This window comes from Virgibacillus tibetensis (assembly GCF_036026595.1).
Taxonomy (GTDB): domain Bacteria; phylum Bacillota; class Bacilli; order Bacillales; family Amphibacillaceae; genus Virgibacillus_P; species Virgibacillus_P tibetensis.
This window is the reverse complement of sequence record NZ_JARZFX010000002.1, coordinates 570,590-596,631: the sequence shown is the minus strand read 5'-3', so window position 1 is coordinate 596,631 and position 26,042 is coordinate 570,590. Positions and strand designations below refer to the sequence as shown.

Annotated in this window: 21 protein-coding genes and 2 pseudogenes; 12 read left to right on the top strand and 11 right to left on the bottom strand. The window is 37.2% G+C overall.

Features of this window, described 5'->3' with window-relative positions; translation table 11 throughout:
* Nucleotides 1-93: 93 nt before the first annotated feature.
* Together QGM71_RS07575 and QGM71_RS21800 are read left to right on the top strand one after the other, a co-directional pair.
* On the top strand, nt 94-1,305 hold the full coding sequence (locus QGM71_RS07575) for a dicarboxylate/amino acid:cation symporter (protein ID WP_327607058.1): 1,212 nt from the start codon (nt 94-96) through the stop codon (nt 1,303-1,305).
* A 572-nt stretch (nt 1,306-1,877) separates the two neighbouring features.
* Nucleotides 1,878-2,042 carry a TRAP transporter large permease subunit gene (locus tag QGM71_RS21800; RefSeq protein WP_407703003.1) on the top strand — a complete coding sequence of 55 codons (165 nt, stop codon included), beginning with the start codon at nt 1,878-1,880 and terminating at the stop codon, nt 2,040-2,042.
* Nucleotides 2,043-2,096: 54 nt separating this feature from the next.
* Here the strand turns inward: QGM71_RS21800 and QGM71_RS07570 are convergent, their stop codons facing one another.
* From QGM71_RS07570 to proC, 3 genes are all read right to left on the bottom strand, one after another.
* Nucleotides 2,097-3,356, bottom strand: a complete 1,260-nt coding sequence (locus QGM71_RS07570) for a glutamate-5-semialdehyde dehydrogenase (protein WP_327606914.1) — start codon at nt 3,354-3,356, stop codon at nt 2,097-2,099.
* 19 nt (nt 3,357-3,375) lie between these two features.
* A complete protein-coding gene (gene proB / locus QGM71_RS07565) occupies nt 3,376-4,509 on the bottom strand; it encodes a glutamate 5-kinase (protein ID WP_327606913.1) in 1,134 nt (377 codons plus the stop codon).
* A 185-nt stretch (nt 4,510-4,694) separates the two neighbouring features.
* Nucleotides 4,695-5,561 carry a pyrroline-5-carboxylate reductase gene (gene proC / locus QGM71_RS07560; protein ID WP_327607057.1) on the bottom strand — a complete coding sequence of 289 codons (867 nt, stop codon included), beginning with the start codon at nt 5,559-5,561 and terminating at the stop codon, nt 4,695-4,697.
* A gap of 505 nt (nt 5,562-6,066) precedes the next feature.
* Here proC and QGM71_RS07555 point away from each other — a divergent pair.
* The 3 genes and pseudogenes from QGM71_RS07555 to QGM71_RS07545 all read left to right on the top strand — a co-directional run.
* Nucleotides 6,067-6,258 (top strand): hypothetical protein, encoded by a 192-nt coding sequence (locus QGM71_RS07555; protein WP_327606912.1) that lies wholly within the window; start codon nt 6,067-6,069, stop codon nt 6,256-6,258.
* 24 nt (nt 6,259-6,282) lie between these two features.
* On the top strand, nt 6,283-7,101 hold the full coding sequence (locus QGM71_RS07550; RefSeq protein WP_407702997.1) for a nitrilase-related carbon-nitrogen hydrolase: 819 nt from the start codon (nt 6,283-6,285) through the stop codon (nt 7,099-7,101).
* Between the two features lie 193 nt (nt 7,102-7,294).
* A pseudogene (locus QGM71_RS07545) lies at nt 7,295-7,504 on the top strand (IS5/IS1182 family transposase); the annotation flags it as partial.
* A 17-nt stretch (nt 7,505-7,521) separates the two neighbouring features.
* Here QGM71_RS07545 and menC read toward each other — a convergent pair.
* The 6 genes from menC to QGM71_RS07515 all read right to left on the bottom strand — a co-directional run bounded on the left by menC (nt 7,522) and on the right by QGM71_RS07515 (nt 14,384).
* Nucleotides 7,522-8,646: an o-succinylbenzoate synthase gene (menC, locus tag QGM71_RS07540; RefSeq protein WP_327606910.1), complete on the bottom strand. Its 1,125-nt coding sequence runs from the start codon at nt 8,644-8,646 to the stop codon at nt 7,522-7,524.
* Nucleotides 8,647-8,760: 114 nt separating this feature from the next.
* Complete coding sequence (locus QGM71_RS07535) at nt 8,761-9,762, bottom strand: ABC transporter ATP-binding protein (protein WP_327606909.1); 1,002 nt, start codon at nt 9,760-9,762, stop codon at nt 8,761-8,763.
* Nucleotides 9,743-10,759, bottom strand: a complete 1,017-nt coding sequence (locus tag QGM71_RS07530) for an ABC transporter ATP-binding protein (protein ID WP_327606908.1) — start codon at nt 10,757-10,759, stop codon at nt 9,743-9,745. Before QGM71_RS07530 ends, QGM71_RS07535 begins: the two co-directional genes overlap by 20 nt.
* A 59-nt stretch (nt 10,760-10,818) precedes the next feature.
* On the bottom strand, nt 10,819-11,724 hold the full coding sequence (locus QGM71_RS07525) for an ABC transporter permease (RefSeq protein WP_327606907.1): 906 nt from the start codon (nt 11,722-11,724) through the stop codon (nt 10,819-10,821).
* Between the two features lie 16 nt (nt 11,725-11,740).
* Nucleotides 11,741-12,691, bottom strand: a complete 951-nt coding sequence (locus tag QGM71_RS07520) for an ABC transporter permease (RefSeq protein ID WP_327606906.1) — start codon at nt 12,689-12,691, stop codon at nt 11,741-11,743.
* 106 nt (nt 12,692-12,797) lie between these two features.
* Nucleotides 12,798-14,384, bottom strand: coding sequence for an ABC transporter substrate-binding protein (locus tag QGM71_RS07515; RefSeq protein ID WP_327606905.1), 1,587 nt, complete (start codon nt 14,382-14,384; stop codon nt 12,798-12,800).
* Nucleotides 14,385-14,540: 156 nt separating this feature from the next.
* Here QGM71_RS07515 and QGM71_RS07510 point away from each other — a divergent pair, with 156 nt between their 5' ends.
* Together QGM71_RS07510 and QGM71_RS07505 are read left to right on the top strand one after the other, a co-directional pair.
* On the top strand, nt 14,541-15,386 hold the full coding sequence (locus QGM71_RS07510; RefSeq protein ID WP_327606904.1) for a MurR/RpiR family transcriptional regulator: 846 nt from the start codon (nt 14,541-14,543) through the stop codon (nt 15,384-15,386).
* A complete protein-coding gene (locus tag QGM71_RS07505) occupies nt 15,361-16,494 on the top strand; it encodes a M20 peptidase aminoacylase family protein (RefSeq protein ID WP_327606903.1) in 1,134 nt (377 codons plus the stop codon). Before QGM71_RS07510 ends, QGM71_RS07505 begins: the two co-directional genes overlap by 26 nt.
* A 1,072-nt stretch (nt 16,495-17,566) precedes the next feature.
* Here the strand turns inward: QGM71_RS07505 and nhaC are convergent.
* Together nhaC and iadA are read right to left on the bottom strand one after the other, a co-directional pair.
* On the bottom strand, nt 17,567-18,985 hold the full coding sequence (nhaC, locus tag QGM71_RS07500) for a Na+/H+ antiporter NhaC (RefSeq protein ID WP_327606902.1): 1,419 nt from the start codon (nt 18,983-18,985) through the stop codon (nt 17,567-17,569).
* A gap of 26 nt (nt 18,986-19,011) precedes the next feature.
* Complete coding sequence (iadA, locus tag QGM71_RS07495) at nt 19,012-20,160, bottom strand: beta-aspartyl-peptidase (RefSeq protein ID WP_327606901.1); 1,149 nt, start codon at nt 20,158-20,160, stop codon at nt 19,012-19,014.
* A gap of 247 nt (nt 20,161-20,407) precedes the next feature.
* On the opposite strand from iadA, the gene QGM71_RS07490 reads away from it, so the two are divergent.
* The 5 genes and pseudogenes from QGM71_RS07490 to QGM71_RS07475 all read left to right on the top strand — a co-directional run bounded on the left by QGM71_RS07490 (nt 20,408) and on the right by QGM71_RS07475 (nt 26,016).
* Nucleotides 20,408-22,063, top strand: coding sequence for a sigma-54-dependent transcriptional regulator (locus QGM71_RS07490; protein WP_327606900.1), 1,656 nt, complete (start codon nt 20,408-20,410; stop codon nt 22,061-22,063).
* Nucleotides 22,064-22,532: 469 nt separating this feature from the next.
* Nucleotides 22,533-22,577 (top strand): annotated as a pseudogene (locus QGM71_RS21795) (hypothetical protein); the annotation flags it as partial.
* Nucleotides 22,578-23,178: 601 nt separating this feature from the next.
* Nucleotides 23,179-23,859 carry a FadR/GntR family transcriptional regulator gene (locus QGM71_RS07485; RefSeq protein WP_327606899.1) on the top strand — a complete coding sequence of 227 codons (681 nt, stop codon included), beginning with the start codon at nt 23,179-23,181 and terminating at the stop codon, nt 23,857-23,859.
* A gap of 11 nt (nt 23,860-23,870) precedes the next feature.
* Complete coding sequence (locus QGM71_RS07480) at nt 23,871-24,824, top strand: HpcH/HpaI aldolase/citrate lyase family protein (RefSeq protein ID WP_327606898.1); 954 nt, start codon at nt 23,871-23,873, stop codon at nt 24,822-24,824.
* A complete protein-coding gene (locus tag QGM71_RS07475; RefSeq protein ID WP_327606897.1) occupies nt 24,814-26,016 on the top strand; it encodes a CaiB/BaiF CoA transferase family protein in 1,203 nt (400 codons plus the stop codon). The genes QGM71_RS07480 and QGM71_RS07475 overlap by 11 nt, the downstream gene beginning before the upstream one ends.
* Nucleotides 26,017-26,042 lie beyond the last annotated feature (26 nt).

Genomic DNA, 26,042 nt, shown 5'->3' with positions numbered 1-26,042 from the left:
CTGCTATACATCAGTAGGATTTACTTCATAAAAAATTAACGTAATATTTAAATTTGTTAAATTTTAGGACGGTGAGGAATTAAGGCAATGAAAATAAAAGGAAATTTACTCAAGCAAATGTTAATTGCATTTATTTTAGCAATTATTGTTGGTTTACTTCTTGGTCCTCAAGCGGAATATGTTCAACCATTAGGTGATTTATTCATTCGTCTCATAAAATTCATCATGATCCCACTAATTTTTAGTACGCTAGTCGTAGGTGTAGCTAGCACGGGAAATATTAATGTACTTGGTAAGCTCGGTGGTAAAACAATACTCTATTTTCTATGTACAACATTATTTGCTGTTACGATTGGAATTGTTATTGCACTAATCATTTCACCTGGTACCGGCGTATCAATGAACGTAGGTGAAACGACAGTAGACCCTAACGAAACGGAAGGAATTTTAGCAACACTTTTAGCTATCATTCCAACAAATCCAATTGGCTCTTTAGTTGAAGGGAATATTCTCCAAATCATTTTCTTTGCTATTTTTGTAGGGATTGGTATTACTATTGTTGGAGAAAAAGCTGTACAAGTTAAACAATTCTTCGATGGGTTTGCAGAAGTTATGTACGCTATAACAAATCTTGTAATTAAAGTAGCGCCAATTGGCATTTTTGGATTAATTGCTCCGGTAGTTGGTACGAACGGTGCTTCTGTATTACTACCACTGATAAAAGTTTTAATAGCTATGGCGTTGGCATGTTTAATACATGTAATAATTACTTACTCTCTTGCTGTTTCAAAACTTGGCAAAATGAATCCTATTGAATTCTTTAAAGGTATATCGCCAGCTGCATTAGTTGCATTTAGTACAAGCAGTAGTTCAGGGACACTTCCAGTAACAATTAAAAACGTTGAAGAAAACCTTAAAGTTCCAAAGAGAGTGAGTAGTTTCGTGCTGCCTTTAGGTGCGACTATAAATATGGATGGTACAGCTATATATCATGGAGTTGCAGTCTTATTCATCGCGCAGGTATATGGGTTTGATTTAACGATTATTCAGTATCTAACAGTTGTTTTCACAGCTGTACTAGCTTCAATTGGGTCAGCTGGAGTCCCAGGCGCTGGAATGATTATACTAACGATGGTATTAGCTTCTGTTAACTTACCTCTTGAGGGTATTGCATTAATTGCTGGAATAGATCGGATCCTAGACATGTTCCGAACTTCCACAAATGTGATAGGTGACGCATCTGCTGCAGTGATTCTTTCTAAGTCAGATAGACTAGAAAATGAAAGGCTGAGAGAGACAGCTTAAATGACGAAAATGCCAAGAGGTTATAACAATATTTATCGATATATTTAAAAGTAAATTTTTTTAATAGAACACCTTTATATCCTTTGCGAATAATTTCTTGAACTTTATGAATTGTAACATATGAATTATGGTCTATCGCATAAGACAATTAACCCCACCCCTAATGGGGGCTGGTTCATTTCTAATGGCTGAATAATAGGTGTTCCTTATACTGATGTCGTTATTGAAGCGATTATCCAACAATTTTGTATTATGTTAGACTCTTTTTTAGTGTTCATCGGAAGAGTTCCACTTTAGGATAAAAATCGTTAGATAAATCAAAAATTCTAAGCAAAAGGAAACATTTCAATGTCAAATGTAATAATAACAGTTTTACCTAGTAACAGTCCTAATTATAAGTCTGTTTAGTGGAAGTTCTGCTGCAAGATCAGGATTTATAGCCAGATTACTATGTATAGTTTTATTTTTATTAAAATCGGTGGTAAAGGAAAGGGTTATTGATTTAATAGGTATGTTAATTGAAGTAGGTAAGGGACTTATACTTATAGCTGTAATTTGCTGGAACTACGCAAATCATTGTAGGATTGTTAAGTATTACAGGTATAGGAATTAAGTTATCCAATTTCATTTTGAGCTTAAGTGGAACAGCAATGCTTTCATTATTTTTAGCAATGATTGTATGTATTATTTTGGGTATGGGAATGCGAACTACTGCAGCTTATAAACCGCCTTACTAAAAAACCCCAGTACCTGCCTATCATATCAGGCAATCCTGGGGTTTCAATTTATATTTATCTAATCTGTCCGTTCCCGTTCATCATATATTTAATCGTTGTTAAAGCAGGTAATCCCATTGGGCCGCGTGCGTGCAGCTTTTGCGTGGAAATTCCTATTTCAGCACCAAAGCCAAGGGCGCCTCCATCGGTAAAACGAGTGGAAGCATTGTGGTACAATGCGGCTGCATCGACTAGTTTCATGAATGTCTCGGCAGTTTGAACATTCTCCGTGATAATTGCTTCCGAGTGCTTGGTTCCATAGGTATCAATGTGGTCAATAGCATCATCCAGATGGTTTACCGTTTTGACAGCAATGTCTGTGCTTAAATATTCATTAGCCCAGTCATCTTCTCCTGCCAGAACAGCGCCAGGAATAACCTGTACAGCAGCCTGGTCACCATGAACGCTGATATTATTTTCGTTAAATATCTGGATCAACGCATCCTTGTTTGTTTCTAGCCAATCTTTATGAATGATGGCAGTTTCGACCGCATTACAAACGGCGGGACGATCTGTTTTCGCATTGACAAGAATAGCTAAAGCCTTTTCCACATCCGCTTCTGCGTCAATGTAAATATGACAATTTCCCACACCAGTTTCTAAAACAGGAACAGTTGCATTGTTGACGACCGCCTGAATCAACGAGCCACCACCACGAGGTATAAGCACATCGATGTGCTGTTTCATCGTGAATAACTGCTGTGTTGCTTCCCGATCGGTACTATCAATGAATTGTACGGCTTCTTTTGGTATTTTTGTCTTTTCCAATCCACGATGCATCACTTCGACAATCTGTTTATTGGATGTAATCGCAGATGAACCACCCTTCAGCACAATCGCGTTTCCGGACTTTAACGCTAATCCAGTTGCATCAACCGTTACATTGGGACGCGCTTCATAAATCATACCGATGACCCCAAGAGGGACGGTTACCTTTTGAACATTTAACCCATTGTCCAGTGTCCAATCGGAATCCACTATACCAGTTGGAACTTCAAGCTTCGCTACGTCACGTAATCCTTGAGCGAACTCCTCCACACGTTCTTTGGAAAGCGTCAAACGATCCATATATGCTGCGTCGTAGCCTTTTTTGCGTCCTTTTTCCAAATCTGCCTTATTGGCAGTTAAAATCGTTTCATATTCTGTGTCTAACTCATCAGCCAATGTAAGAAGTGCTGCGTTTTTTTCTTCGGTTGTCAGTAAAGATAAGGTCTTGGCTGCTTTCTTGGCTTGAATGGCTTGTTCTTCAACGTTCACTTTGTTTATGACTGTCATTATATTCCTCCTAAAATGTTTATACAGTTGTGAGCACGGATGTATCCAGGTGACAAACGAGCTGTTCACTTTCAATGGCTGCTTTTTCGTATTTTTCCAAATCGACGTCAATCTTATTTATTAATTGATCCAGTGCTTTGGATGAGTAATTCACCACACCAAGACCAATTTCCTCGCCAGTTCCATCAAATATCTTCACAACTGCGCCTTTTTTAAACCGACCTTTGACACTGTAGACAGCTGACGGTTCCAGGCTGGTATGGTTTTCAAGAATTGCTTCTTTGGCAGATGGCTTAATGGTAACTTCGCCTTCTGGTCCGGAGTTAAACGCAATCCACTGCTTTTTTTGATTGAGTTCTTCCATGTCTTCTTGTGGTTCAAAGTATGTGCCGACTGCATTATTATAAACAGCATCATAGACGATGCTGTTGGTACTGGATTTTCCTAAAAAGGAAGAAATACCGGATGCCATCGCGATCTTAACGGCTTCGATTTTTGACTTCATTCCACCTGTACCGACGGCGCTACCAGGTTCACCAGCCGCTGCTTCAATCTCAGGGGTGATTTCATTTACTTTAGTAAGAAGCTTTGCGTCTTCATTTTTACGTGGATCACTATCATACAGTCCGTCAATATCAGAAAGGATGATTAATTGATCCGCATCAACTAGACCAGCTACTTTTGCTGAAAGTGTATCATTGTCACCGAACTTTAGGAAATCCATCGTAATCGTGTCATTTTCATTTACGATTGGAACGATGCCACGTTCCAGTAAAACATTTATCGTGTTTCTTGCATTGTTATAGCGGTTCTCATCAGAGAAATCACTGCGGGTGATTAAAATTTGTGAAGCCACATAGCCGTGGGAAATAAAGAGATCCGAATACGTTTCGATTAATACCCCTTGTCCAATGGATGCGGCAGCTTGTCTTTCTGATAAAGAATCCGGGCGGGTAAGGCAGCCTAGCTTACGATATCCAGCTGCTACTGCTCCAGAAGAAACAAGCAATACTTCGTGGCCATCATCCTTTAATCGAACAACTTCCTCGACTAATTTTTCCAGCTTTCTGCGGCTTACTTCTCCGTTCATACTTGTCAATGAACTACTTCCAATTTTGATTACGATACGTTTCGTGTCTGTACCAGGTGTCACTCCATCACTCCTATTATATTTTCATTCCATCTTGTTAACTGCGTTTTAGTACTGGGTTCATGTAACTGGCAGTACACCCCACCTCAAAAATTCAAGCGTAGGTGGAGAATATGCAGTAAATATCCGATTCGTTCAACTAACACTAAGCGGTGGGAAAGAAACGTCCACTTAACGTTAGATTTACATTATTTTTGCAGGGCTAATATTTTTTCTGGTTTTTTGCTTAATGCTTTTGAGCGGGCAGCTGCACATTTTACTGCTTCGATAATCGCCATTCCGCCACCATGCTCATTCAATGCATCCAGACCGGCTGCTGTTGTGCCATTTGGTGATGTAATGTTTTCTCTAAGCTCTCTTGGTGTTTCTTCTTGTTCCATAATCATTTTTGCAGCACCGTAAAGCGTTTGTGCTCCGATTTCCCGTACGAGTTCGCGATCAAGCCCTGCCTGATAACCGACTTCTTCCACATGTTCCATCAAGTTGTAAAAGTAAGCTGGTCCACTTCCTGCGATCCCGGTGTAAATATCCATCTTATCCTCATCGAGAATATACGCTTCCCCAATACATTTCATCAAATCCTTCGCTAGCATGACCTTTTGCATATCGACATATTTACCAGGAGATACTGCAGTTGCTGATTCCTGAATCATGCTGGAAGTATTCGGCATCACACGGATGACCTGCTGACGATCGTTTAACTTTTCTTCCATATACGTAGTAGAGATGCCAGCCAACACAGAAATGAGTAATTGATCTGCGGTGATCTTGTCACGTAAATCGTCCAATACACTGTCTATATCTTTCGGCTTCATTGCCAAAATAAAAATATCTATCGTTGTATAGTCCAACTGATCTTTTGTTACGGCTTCAATGCCGTATTTCTTTTTTAATTCGTCCAAACGCTCATGGTTGTTCCGGTTTGTAACGATGAGTTTCTCTGCAGCCAATTTTCCTGATTGTATAAATCCTGAGATAATTGCTTCTGCCATATTACCTGCACCTAAAAATGCGATTCGTTTATTATTCAAATTCAATACGCTCCTATTTACGATTTCTTAACCGTTAATTAGCGTAACACGTATGATTCATACTTCAAGGGTTTGAAGCCATGTTGGGTGTATATAGCCGAAATAGTGAAGGTAAGCGTTAACATTCAGAGATATATTGTTCACATGCGCTTAGAAATGCCCAAATCCGGCTTCAACGCTGTATATGGGAGTTGAAAATTTGGAGAAATGAGGATTTGATAAAGTTAAGAAAAAAAGTGAGTTTGAATTAAGGAAGTGGATGGAAGAGGAGTTTCAGATATTACCAGTTAAGTGAGTTTTCCTGGTAGAAGCAAATTGCGTCTCCAGGTATTGGTTGGTTCTCTGTTATGTTTTGTTTCGTATTCTTTTGTTTAAAGAATGGGGCCGTTGTGGAAAAGAGGAGGAAGAATTGAATTTTCAAGAGATTTACCGTATAAAATCTTCATTTTATGTAATATTCAGCAGATCATATGTTCTTGACTTATCCATAGAAGTAACTTATCTTATATATAAATGAAAAATTGTATGAGTGGAGCAAGGCGATGACTACTGTGATACCTATATTGGATTAACAGGTACACGTTGTGGGAATGCCGCCTCATATTATTCAACTCAAATTGGTTTTGGTATTCCACCGATTAACTCTATTATTGTAGTTGGATTGTTATACTTGATATTTGAAAAAACAGCTGGCTCTAAAATAGAAAAAAATGTTGCATAGGATAGTGGAAATGGAGTGAAGGTATTGTCAAAAAAAGTATCGATTGGAATTATTCAGATGGAATCCCATCTTGGAGATGTAGAAGCGAATCTGGAAAAAGCGGTAAAAATGATCAAAGAAGCTGTGGAAAAAGGAAGTAATATTGTTTGTTTCCCTGAGTTATTTTCTACTGGATATCATTTAGCATATTTAAAAGAAAAGACAAATGAACTCGGCATGAAATATTTTGATGAAACAGTAGAAACATTAAGTGGAGCCGCTAGAAAATATGGTGTATATATTATTGCACCAATCGTGGAAGAAAGAGAGTTAAATGGAGTAGCATACAACTCCGCACTCGTGTTCGATAAAGATGGAAGTTTGATGGGAAGCATGGCAAAAACACATTTATGGGCCTTAGAAAGATTCTATTTTAAGGAAGGGTCTGAATTTCCGGTTTTTAAAACAGAACATGGAAATATCGGTATTGCGATTTGTTATGATGCTGGTTTTCCCGAAGTATCGCGAAGTCTGTGCTTGCAAGGAGCAGATATTGTGTTTGTTCCATCAGCATGGAGAATTGAAGATGAGGATATGTGGGATTTGAATTTACCACAGCGTGCATTGGAGAATTTATTCTTTACTGTTGGTGTTAATGCGGTTAATAAAAAGCATGATTTACATTTATTTGGCAAAAGTAAAGTTTGTAATCCACGAGGAAAGATTATAAAAGAATTGCCAAGTGATCAAGAAGTGGTAGAAGTGGTAGAAATTGATCTTGGTGATATCGCGAAATATCGTACGGAAATCTCTTATTTACGCGATCGTAAGCCGATTATTTATAATTTATTAACGGACAGATAAGACTAGTATGATTGAAAAGACTCGGTTGTTCTAGAGAAAAATTGAGGCTGTTAAGAAGCATGGGGAAGGTTCGAGACCAGTGAAAAAGTCTTAATGGAGTGAACCTCAGGCTCAAAAAAATATGGGATTCAACCACAAAAAAAGACCCCCTAATGGTATGATTGGTACACCACACACCATTAGGGGGTTTTTCATGCTTCGACTTGACCCTAAGCAATCAAGCTTTCACTCCGTATTATACGATAAAATTCCAGAAAATCATTTGCTTAAAAAAATTTCTGCCGTAGTAGATTTCAGCTTTATTAATATATTACTAGAGGATAGCTACTGCAAACAATTTGGACGACCGGTAAAAGAACCAGAAATGATGTGCAAGTTGCTTTTTCTTCAATATTTCTTAAACGGAAGTATAAATCTACGTTAAATTTCCACTTCATTTCTTAAGAATTCTTTTCTCTCTAATGTATATTTATCCATTAAAGATTCAACAGGTTCGTAGCCGATACCAGGAGACTCTGGAATCGTGATTATTCCATTGTTAACCACTACCTCGGGAGAAATGATGTCTTCATGCCAATACCTAGAAGAACCAGCTGTATCTCCAGGTAGCGTGAAATTAGTGAGACTCGTAATAGCAATGTTATGTGCTCTGCCAATACCTGATTCAAGCATGCCACCACACCAAACTGGAATTCCCTTTTCTGCACAATAATCATGAACTTTCTTGGCCTCGGTTAATCCACCAACTCTTCCAATTTTAATATTGATTATTTTACAGCTACCCAATTCAATAGCGTTTTTTGCATCCTCTAAGGAATGGATACTTTCATCCAAACAAATTGGAGTACTTATTTCTGGTTGTAATTTAGCATGGTCGATAATATCATCATGTGCCAACGGTTGCTCAATCATCATTAGGTTTAACTCGTCTAATTTCTTAAATATATCTATATCTTGTAGTGTATAAGCCGAATTACCATCCGCCATGATCTCAATATTAGGGAATTTTTTTCTAACTCCTGCTAACATGTAAACATCTTTTCCTGGTTTTATTTTTATTTTCATTCGTTTGTACCCTTCCTGAACGAATCCTTCTACCACATCTATTAAATCATTGAGAGATTCTTGAATACCAATACTAACGCCAACATCTATTTGCGTTTTCGTTCCATCTAGTGCCTTGGCTAATGGAATGTTATTTTCTTTTGCATATAGGTCCCAAATAGCTCCTTCAATGGAGGATTTAGCCATGTTATTTCTTCTAATAGGTTTAAAAATTTCACTTACTTCATCAGGATGCTTAATTTCTCCTTTGTCATAAATTGCAGGGATTAAGAAATCCTCCACTATATGCCATGCTGTTTTAACTGTCTCTTCATTATAAAGGGGTCTTGAATTAACGACACATTCTCCATATCCAACATGCTCATCACCATGTACTTCTACAATGAAAAACTCCCTTTCCTGTTGTGTCCCAAAACTTGTCTGAAAAGGCGATTTTAATTCCAACTGCATTCTTCTTAAAACGACATTATTAATATTCATGTCTTCCATCCTTCCTACTTTTAAAATCCTATAGTTATCAATATAAATAATATTCAATGAATTGTATTCATATTAATAGCAGGTTTTTATTCTTCTATCTATCCTTTTTATCTATTAATCATAAAGATGGCAGGCTACTTCATGTCCTGAATACCTTTCATGTAATACGGGTTTTTCTACAATACACCGATCCATCACATAAGGACATCTTGTATGAAATACACATCCTGTTGGCGGATTAATTGGTGAGGGAACATCTCCTTTAAGAATGATGCGTTCTCTCTTAATCTTTCTATCTGGAACCGGTATGGAAGATAATAATGCCTTCGTATAAGGATGAAGTGGTTCAGAAAATAATTCGTCTGTTGAAGTCTTCTCCACCATATGCCCTAAATACATGACACCTATTTCATCGGCTATATGCCGTACAACGCTTAAATCATGAGAGATAAAAAGATAGGCTAATTTAAATTCATCTTGAATTTCTTCCAATAAATTAATGACTTGAGATTGAATAGACACATCAAGAGCAGATACCGGTTCATCAAGAACAACCAAGGTAGGATCTACGGCTAAGGCTCTTGCTATCCCAATTCTTTGTCTTTGACCTCCAGAAAATTCATGCGGAAATCTAAAATATTGATCCTCTCTGATCCCTGTTCTTCTTAACAGGTCCATTGCTCTTTCCATTCTTTCCTTTTTGTTACCAATATGATGAATCACCATAGGTTCTTCAATCATTTCCCCAATACGTTTTTTAGGGTTTAAAGAGGAGTGTGGATCCTGAAAAACCATTTGCATTTCTTTTCTTACTTTCTTGAATTCCCTCTTCTTTAGTTTAGCTACATCTCCTCCTTTATATATAACAGACCCATTCGTTGGTTCGGTTAACCGTAAAATGGCTCTACCTGTCGTACTCTTTCCACACCCAGACTCCCCAACTAGCCCAAGGGTCCTTCTTTCATGCAAATTAAATTCGATATTTTCAACAGCCTTAACCTGTCCTATTGTACGACCAAATGGAGAAGTAATTGGAAAATATTTTTTTAGATTTTTAACTTGAAGAAGAGACATGGATTGATTCACTATTTCTTTTTCAACTTGTTGTTTTAACATGTACTGTCCCCCCCTGTTTTTCTATTCTTTCATGATGCCAACACCGTACCTTTTGCCCGTTATTAACTCTTTCAAGTATTGGTACTTCATTTAAACATTTGGAATCAGCGAAAGGACATCTTGGAGCAAAACGACAACCCTTAGGTATATTATCTAAAGAAGGTACGATACCTTCAATCGAATGTAACTTTTTATCTCTTTTCCCATTAATTTTGGGAATCGATTTTAGTAATCCTTTTGTATAAGGGTGAAGAGGTTTATCAAATAAATTATCGACATTAGCTTCCTCAATCACTTGCCCCAAGTACATCACAACCACTCGCGTACATACTTCAGATACAACTCCTAAATCATGTGTAATCATGATGACACCCATATTCAGTTCCTGCTTCAAATCATTGATAACCTCTAATATCTGAGCTTGAATGGTTACATCTAAAGCGGTAGTTGGTTCATCCGCAATGAGTAGACTTGGTTGACAACAAAGAGCCATTGCAATCATAACCCGCTGCCTCATTCCACCAGATAGTTCATGCGGATAGTCATGCACTCTTTCTTCAGGAGAAGGAATTCCTGTTAGTTTTAACATTTCGACCGCTTTTTTCATAGCCTCTTTTTTACTTGATTTCTGATGAATAATAATAGATTCTGCAATTTGGTTTCCAATTGTAAACACTGGATTAAGAGAGGTCATTGCATCCTGGAATATCATGGATATTTCATCGCCACGAATGTTTAGGATTTTATTTTCAGAAAGGGAAAGTAAATCCTGACCCTTGAAGATAACTTCACCTTCATACTTTGTCGTTTTTTCATTTAATAAACGCATAATTGATTCAGCGGTTACACTTTTACCACATCCAGATTCTCCTACAATCCCCAATGTCTCACCATAATTAACATGAAATGTTACGCCATCTACCGCTGTAATGGTTCCTTTTTCAGAGGAAAAAATGGTTTTTAGTTCATTCACTTCTAGTAATGGATGCTCCTCCATGATCAATCCCCCTTCGTAAAATGTAGTGTATTCTAGTCGTTTTCAAAAATTTCAACTTCCTATTTGATCGATTTATTTGAATGGGGATCTAACAGGTCACGAAGTCCATCACCGAATAAATTTAATCCTAAAACGGCAAAGATAATAAAAGCACCTGGAAATACAGTCATCCACCAAGCATTATAAATAACTATCTTCCCATCATATAAAATATTCCCCCAACTTGGATCAGGTGCAGGGATACCTGCGCCTAAAAAGCTAAGAGAAGCTTCAAGAATTATCGCAATTGCAAATACATAGCTTATCTGCACAATTAATGGAGATACGGTATTTGGTAAGATATGTTTCCAAATGATCCGCAACGAACCAGCACCCTGCGCTTTTAAAGCTTCGATGTACGTTTGTTCTTTTACAACCAAAGCAGAAGATCGGACAATTCTTGCTACTACTGGAATTTTAGCAAGGGTTACCGCAATAACAACATTCATTGGTTGAGGACCCAAAACAGCCATAATAGCCACAGCTAAAAGAATGTCAGGAAAGGCCATTAGCGCATCACTAATTCTCATAAGAATATGGTCTAAAATAGAATAGTATGCTGCATATAATCCAACTACCGTACCAATAATACCTGTCAGGATAGAAACAGAAATACCTACGCCCAACGAAACTTGTGCGCCGTGTGCAACTCTACTAAATAAATCTCTACCAAAATTATCTGTTCCAAATAAATGATCTGATGAAGGTTTTAGCAAACGATTTGCAGGATCCAATTCCAGTGGTGAAAATTGACTAACTAACGGTGCAATAAGGGCAAATAACCCTAAAAGTAAAAGGGTAACACTACCCATTACCACTGATTTATTTGAAAGAAATCGTTTCACTAGCAATTGACGCCTTTCTTTTTTTATGTCTTTTTTTAATGTAGATATATCACTAATGGTGATGTTAGATTTTACTTCCAAGCTCAATCCCTCCAATCTATTTACGATTTAATCGAACCCTCGGATCAACAACACCATACATTAGGTCTATAATTAGATTTAATACGAGGTACGTAGCTGCAACTAGCAGTATCGTGCCTTGGATGACGGCATAATCTCGACGTGTAATAGCATTGATAACTAATTGACCTATACCCGGTAGATTAAAAACTGTTTCTGTTACTACGGCACCGGTGATTAACGAACCAAAAGTTTCTCCAAGAATGGTTAAAATTGGGATAAGCGAATTTCTGAAGGCATGTTTGTAGATAACTGCTCTTTGCTTAACACCTTTTGCCTTAGCGGTTTTTATGTAATTCATACTAAGAATATCGATCATGGATGATCGAGTCATTCTCGAAATTACCGCAGCTTGAATTGCTCCCAGTGATATGGCTGGTAAAATTAAATATTTAGCAAAGTTCCATAATCCTGCACTTAATGATTGATAGCCGGCAACAGGTAGCCAATTTAAATGTACACCGAATACCAACATTAATAATAGTGCTAGTAGAAAACTAGGGATTGACATGCCTAGCATGGCAAGGATCATAAACACACTATCAATATTTGTTCCCCTTCTCCTTGCAGCGATTACTCCTATTGGAATGGCTATTAAAATGGATATTCCCTGTGCAAGAATAGCCAGTGAGAGTGTTGGACCAATATGTTCGATAAAGGCTTTTAACACCGGCATGTTCATATAAACAGATGTACCTAAGTCTCCTTGAATAACACCTGTAAACCAATGGAAGAATTGTTCGTAAATAGGAAGGTTTAGCCCTAATTCATTTTGTAAATGTGCAACTTCTGCTGGAGTTGCATCAGGGCCCAATATCACAGATGCAGGGTCACCAGGGATCAAATGAATAAGAAAAAATACAAATACCGCTACGATGAGGAGTACTGGAATCATAGACAATAGCCGTTTCATAATATATGCTTTCAAAAAGGTACACCCCTCTCATTTGAATGATAATATAACCTCCCCCTACATTCTTCAATAATATAGGAGGAGGTTATTCTGTAGTTAAGGAGGATTAGTTTAGTCTAACCTACTCACTAATGGTTACATTCCAGAAATTAGGTCCTAATAGATTTTTGTAACCTTTTAGATTTTCCAAATGACCAGAGACCCGGGAGTTTTTACCAGTATTGATTACAGGTAAATCTTCCCACATGATTTGCTGAAGTTCACTATATAATTCCTTAGCTTCTTCTTGTGTAGCTGCAACATTAATTTCTTCTAACAGTCGATCAATTTCTGAGTTATCCGTCCAACCAGGCCATTGCGTTTCCGAATCTAAAAATACATATTGATGTGGTGTAGACACCGTTGAAAAACCAGTAAAGAAGATATTGTATGCCGATGAATCGCCTCGGCGCTCTAATAATGTTGGCCAGTCGTAAACATCAAGCTTAACATTCATCCCGACTTCCTCTAGTAGTTGCTGTGTTGCAACAGCAGCATTATAATGATGTTCATAATCACGACTGGTAAGAATAACAATTTCTTCCTCATTGTACCCAATTTCATCTAGAAGCTCTTTTGCTTTATCCACATCTTTCGGATTGTAGTTTTCTATTCCTGCCTCCGTGTACCAATCTGTTTGACTAGGCAAAAACAAACTTGGATCCAAATCATAAAATTCCTCACCTGTGAATGCTGAGCTCATAATAACATCCATATCTAAAGCATAGTTTACTGCTTGACGTGCCTTAACATCTGTAAATAAGCCTTCTTTTTTATTAAAGACTAATCCTTCAATTCCATACGGCCATACATCAACTACAATTTGCGGATTACTCTCCAATTGTGGAATAGAATCATAATTAATCATATGTGCAAAGTGGTACTGACCACTCATAAGACCATTAACACGAGTGGATGAGTCAGGAACAAAGTTCCAATTAATCTCATCTACTAAAGCCTCTTTCTTTCCTCCTAAACCGTCGGCAGGGTCAGAGTCTGGCTGATAATCAGCAAATTTCTTAAAACGGATAACTTCATCTTGTTTCCATTCAACAAATTCAAACGGTCCAGTACCTATATAGTCAGTTGCACCAGTAGAATCAGCACTTTCAGCAACTTCCTTAGGCATAATTGCAGCCATATTACCTTGATCAGCTAAGAAAAACATGATTAACGCTGATGGTTCAGATAAATTTAATTCAACGGTATAATCCTCTACTGCTACCCATTCATGTTCACCTAACTCCGGTTTATTAACTCCCCATTTTTCCATAGAAGCGACAACGTCCTCTGCAACCAAATCTTTTCCGTTATGAAATGTAATACCCTCTCTTAATAAAAAGGTGATTTTTGTATTATCATCACTAACTTCATAAGAATCAGCTAATTGAGGAATTACCTCATAATTTCCATTTAGCGTTACTAATGATTCGTAAATCACCCTTGCTGCATCACGAGTCGCTTCTGCAGTTGATTGATGTGGATCAATTGACTGAGGCTGTGTTGGGTAAGCAATTTCTAGTGTGCCCCCTGTTTGAACTTCTTCCGTAGTCTCTGAATCATTGTTATTTGTTTCTGTGGTAGAACTTGTACCTTCTGAACTACATCCCATAATAACGAGAGTCATCAAAAGAAACAAAAGGCCGACTACTTTCTTTTCAAATTTCATAACTAATTCCTCCTGTTTGCTTTTTTGTATTTAGTATAGATAGCTAATCATCACCTCTTTTTAATATTTAGAAAATTATCACTTGTCTTACATTATAATAAAGTGTATAATTTATTTCAAGTAAAAATATTATGAATACTTCAAAAGGGTGATAAGATGATTCCCAATTATATTACTAAGACAGAGCAGTCCTTTTCTCATTTAACAAAGGGTTTAAAGAAAGTGGCTAAGTATCTCATTAATGATCCAATAATCTTTGCCATTCACCCTGCAAAGAAAATCGGAAGCATTATCGGGGTAAGTGAAACAATGGTAATCCGTTTTTGCAATTCAATTGATTATAATGGATTTAGTGAGTTACAAGATGATGTCAGAAAGCATATGTTAAGTCTAAAAGAAACCAGCAATTATAAAACGATTGATGATGTGTCGAATAAATTTGTAGAAAATATAGAGGATGACACCCATCTATTAGAAAGCAACTTACAAAATATAGATGTTACAACCTTCCAATCCATCGTTGATTCTATTATTAGCAGTGAAAAGGTGGTGATAGCAGGGTATTATCAGTCTTTCTCTTTTGCATACTGGCTCTTTTTTAACCTAAACTACATACTTGAAAATGCGTATCTATACCGACCAGAAGTAGATGGTAGATTACTTGATACCATGCCAAAGAAATCTTGTCTTATCGTATTTTCCTTTTATCGTTATTCACTAGACTCAATTAAAATTGCTGAAGAGACAAAAAAGAGAGGGATAAAAGTAATTGCAATTACGGATTCACGAGTCTCTCCGATAGTAGAATTCGCAGATAGTACGGTCCAACTAAATTTAATAAATGAATCAATCCTTAAAAAAGGACCTATAACCTTATCAATCATTAACTCTATTTTGCATGAAGTTGTGAGACAATTAGATAAAACCGGGATTAAACCAACAACATATAAATATTTTATAAATGATAGGATGAATTATGATGAAGACGACCAGTACTATTGAACAAAAAGTGATTAGCACATTTGACTACTTGCATGAGAATGCAGAAATCAGTTGGGAAGAAGTAGAAACCACAAAGTATATTAAAAAAATGTTAGAGGAAAGTGGATGTAAGGTAACTACTTTTGATGATTGTACAGGGGTAATTGGAGAATATGGGAGTTTTAACAAGAATCTTCCCGTAATAGGAATTCGAGCTGATATGGATGCATTATGGCAAGAAGTTAATAACAAATTTCAAGCAAATCATTCATGCGGCCATGATGCGCACATGTCTATCGTATTAGGCGTTTTGTGGAAGCTAAGGGAGAACCCAGCGTTATCTGAAAAGGTAGCAATTAAGTTTATTTTCCAACCAGCAGAAGAAAAAGGTAATGGTGCATTAAAAATGGTGGAAAAAAACGTGATAGACAATGTTGATTATTTATTCGGTGTACATTTGAGACCAATCGAAGAAACTAAAATGGGCCATGCAACACCGATTATTGTACACGGGGCTGCAAAAATGTATGAAGCAGTAATTAAGGGAGACGATGCACATGGTGCTAGACCTCATCTAAATCATAATTCAATTGAAATTGGCGCACACATTGTAAATATGATTGGGCAAATCCATTTAGATCCACGCGTACCACATTCAGTCAAGATGACTCAATTTCAAGCTGGCGGAAAAAATACAAATATTATACCAGGAAGCGCTTCCTTTTCACTAGACCTTAGGGCTCAAAACAATGAACTAATGGACCAATTAGAAAAAAAAGTAATTGATATTCTCGATTCAATTAAAAATCTATACGATGTAGATATTGTAATAAAAAAAATCCATGGAATAGTCGCAGCCGAAACGAATAAAGAAGCAATTGATATTTTAACTAAATCTACTGTTGAAACGCTTGGTACTGAAAATCTTGATGAACCTCTAATAACTCCTGGAGGCGATGATTTTCACTTTTATACGATTAAAAAGCCTTCCTTAAAAGCTTCCATGCTAGGTTTAGGATGTGATCTCAAACCAGGACTGCATCATCCGCATATGTCTTTTAATGAAGGTGCATTGATAAATGGGATAGATATTTTATATAGAGCTATTTTGAATACGTATGATATTTAATTGGCTCAGGAGCCGTGTCGGGCATTTCCCGTATAAATGGAAGTATGGGGAGGGTTCTCTTACTTCCTACAGAAGCACCAAATAGAGCGGGGAATTCCGGGAATTAAGCGACAGAAACATGAATCGAAGAAGGAAGCGTACTGTATTAAGAATACAATAAGACTTTTCCATATAAGTGTCTACGTGAGATTGACTTCTCATTGTTGGTAAATAAGACATAGCCTATGACGATGAAGGGGAAGCATGCCTTCTCCATCCTGATAATGATAACCGAGTTTATTCGTTGTTCTTTCATTCAAACCAAAACCCTTATTAGACCATAGATAGATCGTTTTTAAGGTTGGGGGGTACCTGTCACTTCCCTTTTTTTGGGGGATTTTTTCGAATGAGGGGAGGATTCTTGATTACTTGTTGCAGGAGTTGGACATAGTCGGACTTTATTTAATAGTGAAAGTGTAGTAATCGTCATCCTGCGGTGGCGATTTTTTTTTTAATAGGAGCACCTTTGATATACATCGTACCATTCAAAGTGCTTTTCTTGTTGTATTAGAAAATTTTGTGGGCTGTGGATAACGAATTAAATTATCTAGCCACGTCCAGCTCCAGCTCCCATCACCTATTGTCCTTCCGGAAACCTCCTTAATCTAACTCAACATCGATTCGCATACGGATAAGGAAGGCCGACTAAAACCGGTCCTGTGCTCAGGCGCCGGCATACCCCTATGAAGGGGCATGTTTCCTTTATCTTGTGCGGTAGGGAAAATCGACTAAATACGCCGCTCCTGAGCGACTACGTCGACTCGAGCTCATCACCTTAACCGGAGGTGGGCATTTTTTATTATGAAATAATTCTATAACGCATATATCTCAAAGCATCAGTATTGTAAAGCGTCACTTAGATAGTGCCTTCCCACTTTTTGTCGAATAAAAATACCATTATTAGATAAGGCTGCTAGTTTTAGATATGCATAGATTGCATACTGAAACTAGCAGCCTTTTAAATTAACAAAGAAATATAATCTTCACTACCCCTTTATGGCAGGGGGAACAAACAACGGGGGGGTGCACCTACTTAATTGCTACTTTCTTCCTCTATCTTTTTAATCCCAATCCCCGTATATCCCAATATAATTGCGAAAATGAAACCTGCATAACAAAGAATCGCCCATGGTGCATAGCTTAATGTGGAAACGCCAAGCACTCCTGCCATATACACACCTGCAGATGACCAGGGAATCAGTGGCACAATAACTGTGCCTGAGTCTTCCAAAGTTCTCGATAAATTTTTAGCATGCAGTTTTTTCTTTTTATACGTATCTTTAAAAAGCTCACCTGGAACAATGATGGACAAGTAAGAGTTACCGGTAACCAGAGCCATTGTGATACATGAGGCAACTGTTGATAAAATCAGGTCACCAGTCCTTTTGACAACTTTTAACAATGCTTCCATTATTACTTCCAATGCACCGGCTCTCGTAATAATTCCTGCAAAAGCAAAGGCACTAAAAGCAATTAGAATGACACTCGTCATGGACTGCATTCCACCTTGATTCACAAGTCTGGTTACTTCGAAAATCACGCCTTCAGCATTGAAGCCTGGTTTGTTGACCATACTGACGTCAAATCCTGTAACAGTAGAAGCGAAAATATCAACGACGGAAAATCCTTGATAAAACTTACTTAGCAGACCAGCGACAACCGATGAGAAAATAATTGTTGGCAATGTTGGTTTCTTGGTGATGGAACCGTAAAGAACGATAGCTGCTGGTAATAACAGCAAAAGATTCCAATCAAACATTGCGGCTAATGTTTCTAGCATGATAGCTGTTTCTTCCGGGGTTGAAACAGCTTCGGCAGGTAAATTGAATCCAACGATTGTATAAATAATCATCGATATTACTGCAGCTGGAACGGTCGTATAAAGCATATGTTTAATATGTTCATATAACTCACTTCCTGCAGCGATCGGTGCCAGGTTCGTTGTATCGGAAAGTGGCGATAATTTATCACCGAAATAAGCCCCCGCCACAATAGCACCTGCTGTAGCGGGTAAGGATGCACCTAACCCGATTGCGATACCCATAAGCGCTACACCAACAGTTCCCGCGGAGCCCCAGGATGTACCGGTTACAATAGCGATAATTGCAGATACAATGAATGCAATGAGTACAATAAATCTCGGATTAATTAGCTCCAGTCCATAATAAATCATCATTGGGATCGTTCCCGCAATCATCCAACTGCCGATTAAAATACCAATGGATATCAGCACTAAAATGGCAGGCATTGCCATATCAAGCTTCTCGCGGATTCCGAGCATCATTTCATCCCATTTAACACCCACACGGAGAGCGATAATCCCGGCAACAATTGACGCTGATATCAGCAGCGGTTCTGGACTTAATCCATATACACCATATCCAACCGCCAATAGCAATAGCATGGCAACGATTGGTATCAAGGCTTCCAGTAATGTCGGTTTCCTTTTCATAAACTTCTTCCTCTCCAATTTAAAAGTTATTCGAATGTTCCTTTCACAACAACATCTTTATTTTCCAGCATGTGCTGCCCTTTTGCGAAAACATGTTCCATTTCAAATGTATCTTTATTCATCATAATAATGTCGGCATCCATTCCTTCTTTCAGGATTCCCTTATTCGTCAGGCGAAGTGCTGTAGCCGGATTTTGTGTTACCAGTGCCAAAACGTCACTAAGTGGCAAGTCATATTCTTTCACAGCAGATACCACTTGTTCGTGTAATGTTTGCTGTGACGCTACTCCAAACCCGATTAGCTCACCTTTTTGATTAAATTTAGGTAGACTACCATTCCCGTCAGAAGATACGGTCAGCTGGTTCCTATCTCCATTATTCTGTAAGTAGTATTGAATCCACTTCCCTGTTTCTTTATCAGCTGTTATGTCTACAAATGCGCCCTTTTTAGCTAATGCAATTGCGTCATCGACTAGTTCTTTGCTTCGTGTAATATGTGTTGCGTAAATGTTAGCTGGAGGAATCTCGTAATCTTCCAGTAAAGCATGTAAAAATGACAGTCGTTCTTTTCCGATTCCTACATGGAAATGGGTAACGCCAGCTTTCTTGCTTAATAAACCACCGATTCGAGCTTCGGCAACTAATTTGGCAACTTCATGAATAGATGGCTGTGCTGACCTCGAATCAGAAATTGCAATTTCTCCTGCACCAATTACCTTATCAATTAAAATGATGTCGTCTTTTACGGAAGACGTAATTGTCGGAGTAGGGATATGGTAGTTTCCGGAATAAATATACGCAGTAATCCCTTCTTCTTCCAAGCCCCTTGCCTTTGCCAATAAAGAAGTCATATGTCTTGTTGTCCCGTCAGTACCTAAACAGCCGACAACAGTTGTTATACCGGCTTTGATAATTCCGCTCAGCTGGAGTTCAGGTGTCCTTGTGGCAAAACCGCCTTCTCCTCCTCCACCAATCAGATGTACATGTGGATCTATTAATCCTGGGGCAATAATTAAACCAGTGGCGTCAATTACTTCAACATCAAATGGCAAGCCCGTTAGCTCATCTGCATTTATTTCTCCAATTTTCAATATTTTTTCACCAGCAATAAGAACGGATTGCTGACCGAGATAATCCGGGGCATACAATTCCCCGTTTTTTATAAGTGTTAACACAATGATGCTCCTTTCCATCTCATATGTTTTGGATGTCCTGCTGCTATTAATGAAAAATAGTATTTCCATAATTAACCGACAAAGTATAATATTCCTACTATTATCCATCATCTAAATAATTAATAGAATTATAAACTATATTTTATACCAATACAACCCATTACACCCCAATTATACAATCTTGCAATAGGAAATAAATTTATTATAAGGTAAAATAGATGAATAGAGATGTAATGGGGGGATAGTCATGAAGAAAAGATTACTTGTTATCGGGATTCAGGAGGAAAATCTTTTTCATCTAACAAAACAATTGGAATATATTTTTGAATCTCTTATTACGATTAAATGTATAACTTTAAAAGAAATACAATCGGATTCTATCTTCCCAAGTGACGTTGTTTTACTGGCAGGATCGGAAACACAAGGGTTGATCAAGCCGTTTTTGCCTGCAGAATCTGTATGTATCGTTGCCGAAAGAACCGAAAATACAGCAAATTTAAAACAGCTTTTTTATTTGGAATCGAAGAAGAATCTATTGGTTATCAATGATAACGAAAATAGTACCGCAGAAACCGTTGATTCGCTAAAACAGATTGCTCCAGGGCATAATTACAGCGGGTATTCAGGCCATCAGCCGATTCCAAAGAACATTGACTTCATTGTGACACCTGGGGAAACAAACCTGATCCCGAAAGGTTTTACGGATATTATCGATATTGGACCAAGAGTTATTTCCATAGAAACGTTAAGCAGCATAAAAAAATATTTTCATTTCCAATTAAACAATGAGCTACTAATTCAACGTTATATAAAAGCAATGATTCTTTTAGCCAATGACGGAATAAAATACGATCCAACTTCATCTATCAGTGACCAAAATCTAAACCGGACTTTTAGCCAATTAAGTACTAAATCAGCTTTAATGAAATCAACTCTAGAAATTGCAGCTAAAATCGCTCAAACTTCAACAATTGTCCACGTTCAAGGCGAAGCAGGAACTGGAAAACAGATGATTGCGGAGATGATACATAATGAATCTTCCTATTCTCACCTGCCTTTTTATGTGTATAACTGTTCAGACAGTGAATCCAGTTCAATACAAGAGGAGTTATTTGGCTCAACGGACGGAAGGATCAAAGGGGTCATAGACTACACAACTGGTGGAACTTTATATGTGAAAAATATGGAGCGGCTTCCATATTCCCTTCAGGAAGATTTGTTGGAGTTCATCAAATTTAATACGAACCGAAAAAAGATTCGCATCATTACAGCGACGATTCCTAATTTGGATGAGCTGCAGAAGAATGGAATCATACATACTGCTATTTATTCCTATGCTTCATCTTGCATTTTAAAAATCCCATCACTTTCGGAAAGAAAAGAAGATATCAAGTATTTAATTGAAAGATTTAAAACCCACTTTAATAAAAAGGAATTATCCTTTTCAGAGGAAGCGATACAAGCATTTTATCAATATCAATGGCCAGGAAATATACGAGAGCTATATAATGTGATTTCTTATTGTGTTTGTCTGGACAGTATGTATATAACACCCGATTCCTTACCACTTTACTTTCGAGGGAACCAGGAAAAGCGCGATGCTGAATCACTTACTGAGGCAGATGCAGAGTATATTGTTAGTCAAATTGAAGTCCATGGGTTCCTATCGGAGAGTATCCGTTTATTAAGCTTATATAAAGAGGGAAAAAGTAAACATAAATCCTATGGAAGACGGAAGATGAAGGAACTGTTGCTGCAAGAGAATTATCCGCTAACTGATCAGCAGTTAAGACTGAGAATAGAAGTACTTAATAAACATGGGCTATTAAATGTTCAGAAGGGCAGGAGGGGTACGACCATTTCGAGCAAGGGAGAGACATTTTTGGAGTTGTTGGATGGGTGAAGCAGGGGGAAGGTTCTCGTGCTTCTTTTTATTAGGAGGCGCTGTCGTTAGGGGGAATTCCGGGGGGCCTGTGTCACATTCCGGGTTTTGTCGAATTGGTTCATGAATGCTGGGGTCAGACTCCGCGCACGAGGTGAGATGATTGGACCGACGACCCTGTCCTCCCTTCATACTGCAACTTACATTGCTAGGGTTTGTTCATTATTAAAATAATATCTAAACCACATAGTGTTCAATTTTGTAAAAACATCATTATAAATAGATAAAAAAGATAGGTAGATACAAAGTGGTATTTATTTAAATTATATATCTATATATTGCTTTTATCTAACTAGTATCATAGCGTGCTTTTTCTCGATAAAATGGCCGAATTCCCCCAAGCAAACATTAGATATGCTACGCCAGCCAATGGAAACAAATCGGTTACAATTAGCCGTACACAACTACCGTAACATACCCTGCAGATTTTTTACTGATTGGTGCCATGAATCCATGTCCGTGTGTGGTCATTTAGGATCAAAGTATTTCTATTGTAGTGCTTACCAAAACAGATTACGGTTTATGATAATTGGGTTTCTGGTCAGATTGAAGATCGGATGGGTATGTTAACAGTCCTTAAGTACATTCATTAAAATCCTGTAAAGGCAGGATTGGAAAACTGGTTTGAGTTCCTCACCGCTATAAAGAGTTAAAGAATTATAATTTGTTGAGACTGTTAGTTCGATGAAGTTTTCATTGAATCAGGCAGTTTTTCTTAACCCACGGTGTTTCAAACTCATTCCTGCACTACTCGCATACTTCAACAGCAACTCCTCTATTTCCTCTGCTTCCGGGTCTTTTGATTCGTGTTAGGCTTTAAGAGGAATAAGCAAAATTGGTAGAGCATTAATAAGTGAACTACAGAACTAAAGTAATAATTATTCCAGTTCTTTTATTATAAATGAAAGCGATATCAATTGACAAAATATAATAATAATTATATAATTTTAAAAATTGGTATATTGGATAGACCAATTAAGTTTAATTGCAAATAGCACACTTATTTAAGGCCTCAGATCAATAGTATATAATGGATCTATAACAAGGATTAAAAATATACAATGAGGAGCCAAAAAATGGAGAATCAAAAGATAAAACATGTTAGGTTATACGAAAAAGTTATTACAAGTATAGAAAAACAATTTCAGGAAGGTAAATTAAACTTAGGTGATAAACTAGCACCTGAAAGAGAATTGGCAGTTTTATTTGGCGTAAGTAGAGGTACTTTAAGAGATGCATTCCGTGTTCTTGAGTCTCATGGTGTTATTGAAACTAAGCCAGGAGGAGGAAGATATTTACGAAAAAACTTGAAAGAAGAAGCACTCAAAGGAGAATCAATAATAGAGGATCTTAAAAATGTCGCAATTTTGGACTTGTTAGAAGCTAGGGAAATATTAGAAGTTGGTTTAATGGAGTTAGTGTGCAAGAGAGTTAATGAGGAGGATGTTAATAGAATAGAAAAATTAATTAATACCTCGAAGCGAAATGAATTAGAGGAAAAAGATATAGATTATTACTTTCACCATGCGTTAGCAGAGGCTAGTAAAAATATCGTCGTGATAAAGTATATTAATTTGAACCTGGAACTCATAAACCAAACAAGGAAAAAAAACTTCTCAAATAAATCAAATTTTAATGAAGCGCAAAAAGAACATATTGATATCTTGGAAGCAATTAAAAGTAGAGATTCTTCGTTAGCTAAAGAAAAAATGAGACTACATTTTTCTAATATACGTAAACGGCTAAACATTAATTAAGGGGTGTGAGAATGTCGATAAATTTTGCCGATGAAGTCATAAGAAGATCAAGGTTGATTATGCCAGTAAATAAAAAAAAGTTTGTTGAGAAAGCATTTTTAAGAAATGCGGATGCTATTGTTCTTGATCTTGAAGATAGTATACCAGATTCTGAAAAAAAACAGGCCAGAAATTATATAAGTGAATCAATACACCTTGCTGCAAAGGGCGGAAGTGATGTTATTGTAAGAGTGAATAACGAAGAATTGTTAATTGTAGGTGATATTGAGGCAGCAGTTGACCCAAAACTGCATAGCTTGTATATTCCAAAGGTTGAAACAAAAAAACAGATAATTGAAATTGATTCTTTAATAAGTAAGCTAGAGGAAAAAAAAGGTGTTCCCCATGGTCAGATTAAAATAGGACTTATCATTGAAACAGTAAAAGGGTATCTGAATCTAGAGGAATTTGCCAATGCGAGTGAAAGAATAGATTCATTAACATTGGGAGCTGAGGACTTCTCACTAGACTCAGGTATAGAAATTTCCGATGAAACACTTTCTGCCTTAATGATTCCAAGAATGAAGACATTATTTTTAGCAAGAGCACATAAGAAAATACCTCTTGGGCTACTAAGTAGCATTGCAGACTATAACGATTTAGAGAGTATTTATAGGAATGCAACACTTGCATATAAACATGGATTTCTTGGTGCTAGCTGTATTCACCCGTCTAACGTTGAAATTTTAAATGAATGTTTTACACCAACAGTAGAAGAATATGAATATTCTTCTAGACTAATTGTGAGTTTTGAGAAAAGCTTAACTCAGGGGAGAGCATCAATGTCCTTAGATGGGAAAATGGTTGATTATCCTCATTATAAAAAGGCACAAAATATTGTAAATAGATACAACAAAATTCAAGAATTCGAATTGAAAAAGAAAAGTTACAGAAAATCAGCAAGGGGTTGTTATCATGACAAATAAGATGGCTTTGGAAGGCTTGAAAATACTTGATATATCTACGATGGTGGCTGCACCATGGTCAAGTACATATTTAGCTGACTTTGGGGCAGATGTTATAAAAGTTGAGCATCCTGAATATGGAGATCATGCGAGAAATTATGGTAAACAAAAGAAGGGAGTTCCTTTGTTTTGGAAAACATTAAATCGTAACAAGAGATTTATTACACTTAATTTAAGTAAGGAAAAAGGACAAGAAATATTTAAAGAATTGGTTAAGGACGTTGATGTCGTAATTGAGAATTTTCGTCCTGGAACTTTAGAAAGGTGGAACATAGGTTGGGATGTTCTTGAAGAAATTAACCCATCATTGATTTTGTTGCGTACGACAGGATTTGGTCAATCAGGTCCGTATTCGAAACGAGCAGGATTTGGTACTGTGGCTGAAGCAATGAGTGGTTTTACTTCCATTAATGGAGAAAGTGATGGTCCAGCTACTCTTCCAGGTTTAGCGTTAGCAGATGGTGTAAGTAGTGTCTTTGGTTCTCTTTCTATAATGATTGCTTTATTTGAAAAGTTAAATAACCCTGAAGGAAGAGGGCAAAATATTGATATATCTCTTTATGAACCTTTAATGAGATTTATGGAAGCGCATCTAATGGCTTATGATCAGTTAGGAGATGTTGCAGAACGAGTTGGAAACGGTAGTGTATCAATTGCACCTAGAAATGCATATCAAACAAAAGGTGGAGAATGGGTTGCACTATCAGGTGCCTCACAATCAGTAACTAAGAATGTTTTTAAGGCTATTGGTAAAGAAGAATTGTTTTATGATGAAAGATTTTCAACAAATGAAAATCGAATGAGGAATGTTAAGGAACTTGATAAATTGATAGGGGGCTGGATAAAGGAAAGAAATTTGGAAGAAGTAGTCGAAGTATTTAATAACGCTGGTGCCGTTATAGGTCCTATGTATGATGTAAGTCAATTGTACGAAGATCCACACTATATTTATAGAGAATCATTTGTAACTGTAGAAGATGAGGAACTAGGTGAAATGCATGTGCCGAATGTTGTTGCCAAATTTTCCAGGACACCTGGGAAAGTAAAGAGTTTAGGCCAAAAAAAAGGGATGCATAACAATGAGATTTATAGTGAGTTATTAAATATATCACAAGAAGAGTTAGAACTTCTGACGGAAAACAAAATTATATAAATATTAGATAATTGGTAGACCCAATT

Coding starts and splice junctions, on each gene's coding strand:
- QGM71_RS07570 (WP_327606914.1), bottom strand. CDS start 3,356: ATGACAGTCATAAACAAAGTGAACGTTGAAGAACAAGCCATTCAAGCC.
- menC (WP_327606910.1), bottom strand. CDS start 8,646: ATGAATATTAATAATGTCGTTTTAAGAAGAATGCAGTTGGAATTAAAA.
- QGM71_RS07535 (WP_327606909.1), bottom strand. CDS start 9,762: ATGTTAAAACAACAAGTTGAAAAAGAAATAGTGAATCAATCCATGTCT.
- QGM71_RS07530 (WP_327606908.1), bottom strand. CDS start 10,759: ATGGAGGAGCATCCATTACTAGAAGTGAATGAACTAAAAACCATTTTT.
- QGM71_RS07515 (WP_327606905.1), bottom strand. CDS start 14,384: ATGAAATTTGAAAAGAAAGTAGTCGGCCTTTTGTTTCTTTTGATGACT.
- QGM71_RS07510 (WP_327606904.1), top strand. CDS start 14,541: ATGATTCCCAATTATATTACTAAGACAGAGCAGTCCTTTTCTCATTTA.
- QGM71_RS07505 (WP_327606903.1), top strand. CDS start 15,361: ATGATGAAGACGACCAGTACTATTGAACAAAAAGTGATTAGCACATTT.
- nhaC (WP_327606902.1), bottom strand. CDS start 18,985: ATGAAAAGGAAACCGACATTACTGGAAGCCTTGATACCAATCGTTGCC.
- QGM71_RS07490 (WP_327606900.1), top strand. CDS start 20,408: ATGAAGAAAAGATTACTTGTTATCGGGATTCAGGAGGAAAATCTTTTT.
- QGM71_RS07485 (WP_327606899.1), top strand. CDS start 23,179: ATGGAGAATCAAAAGATAAAACATGTTAGGTTATACGAAAAAGTTATT.
- QGM71_RS07480 (WP_327606898.1), top strand. CDS start 23,871: ATGTCGATAAATTTTGCCGATGAAGTCATAAGAAGATCAAGGTTGATT.
- QGM71_RS07475 (WP_327606897.1), top strand. CDS start 24,814: ATGACAAATAAGATGGCTTTGGAAGGCTTGAAAATACTTGATATATCT.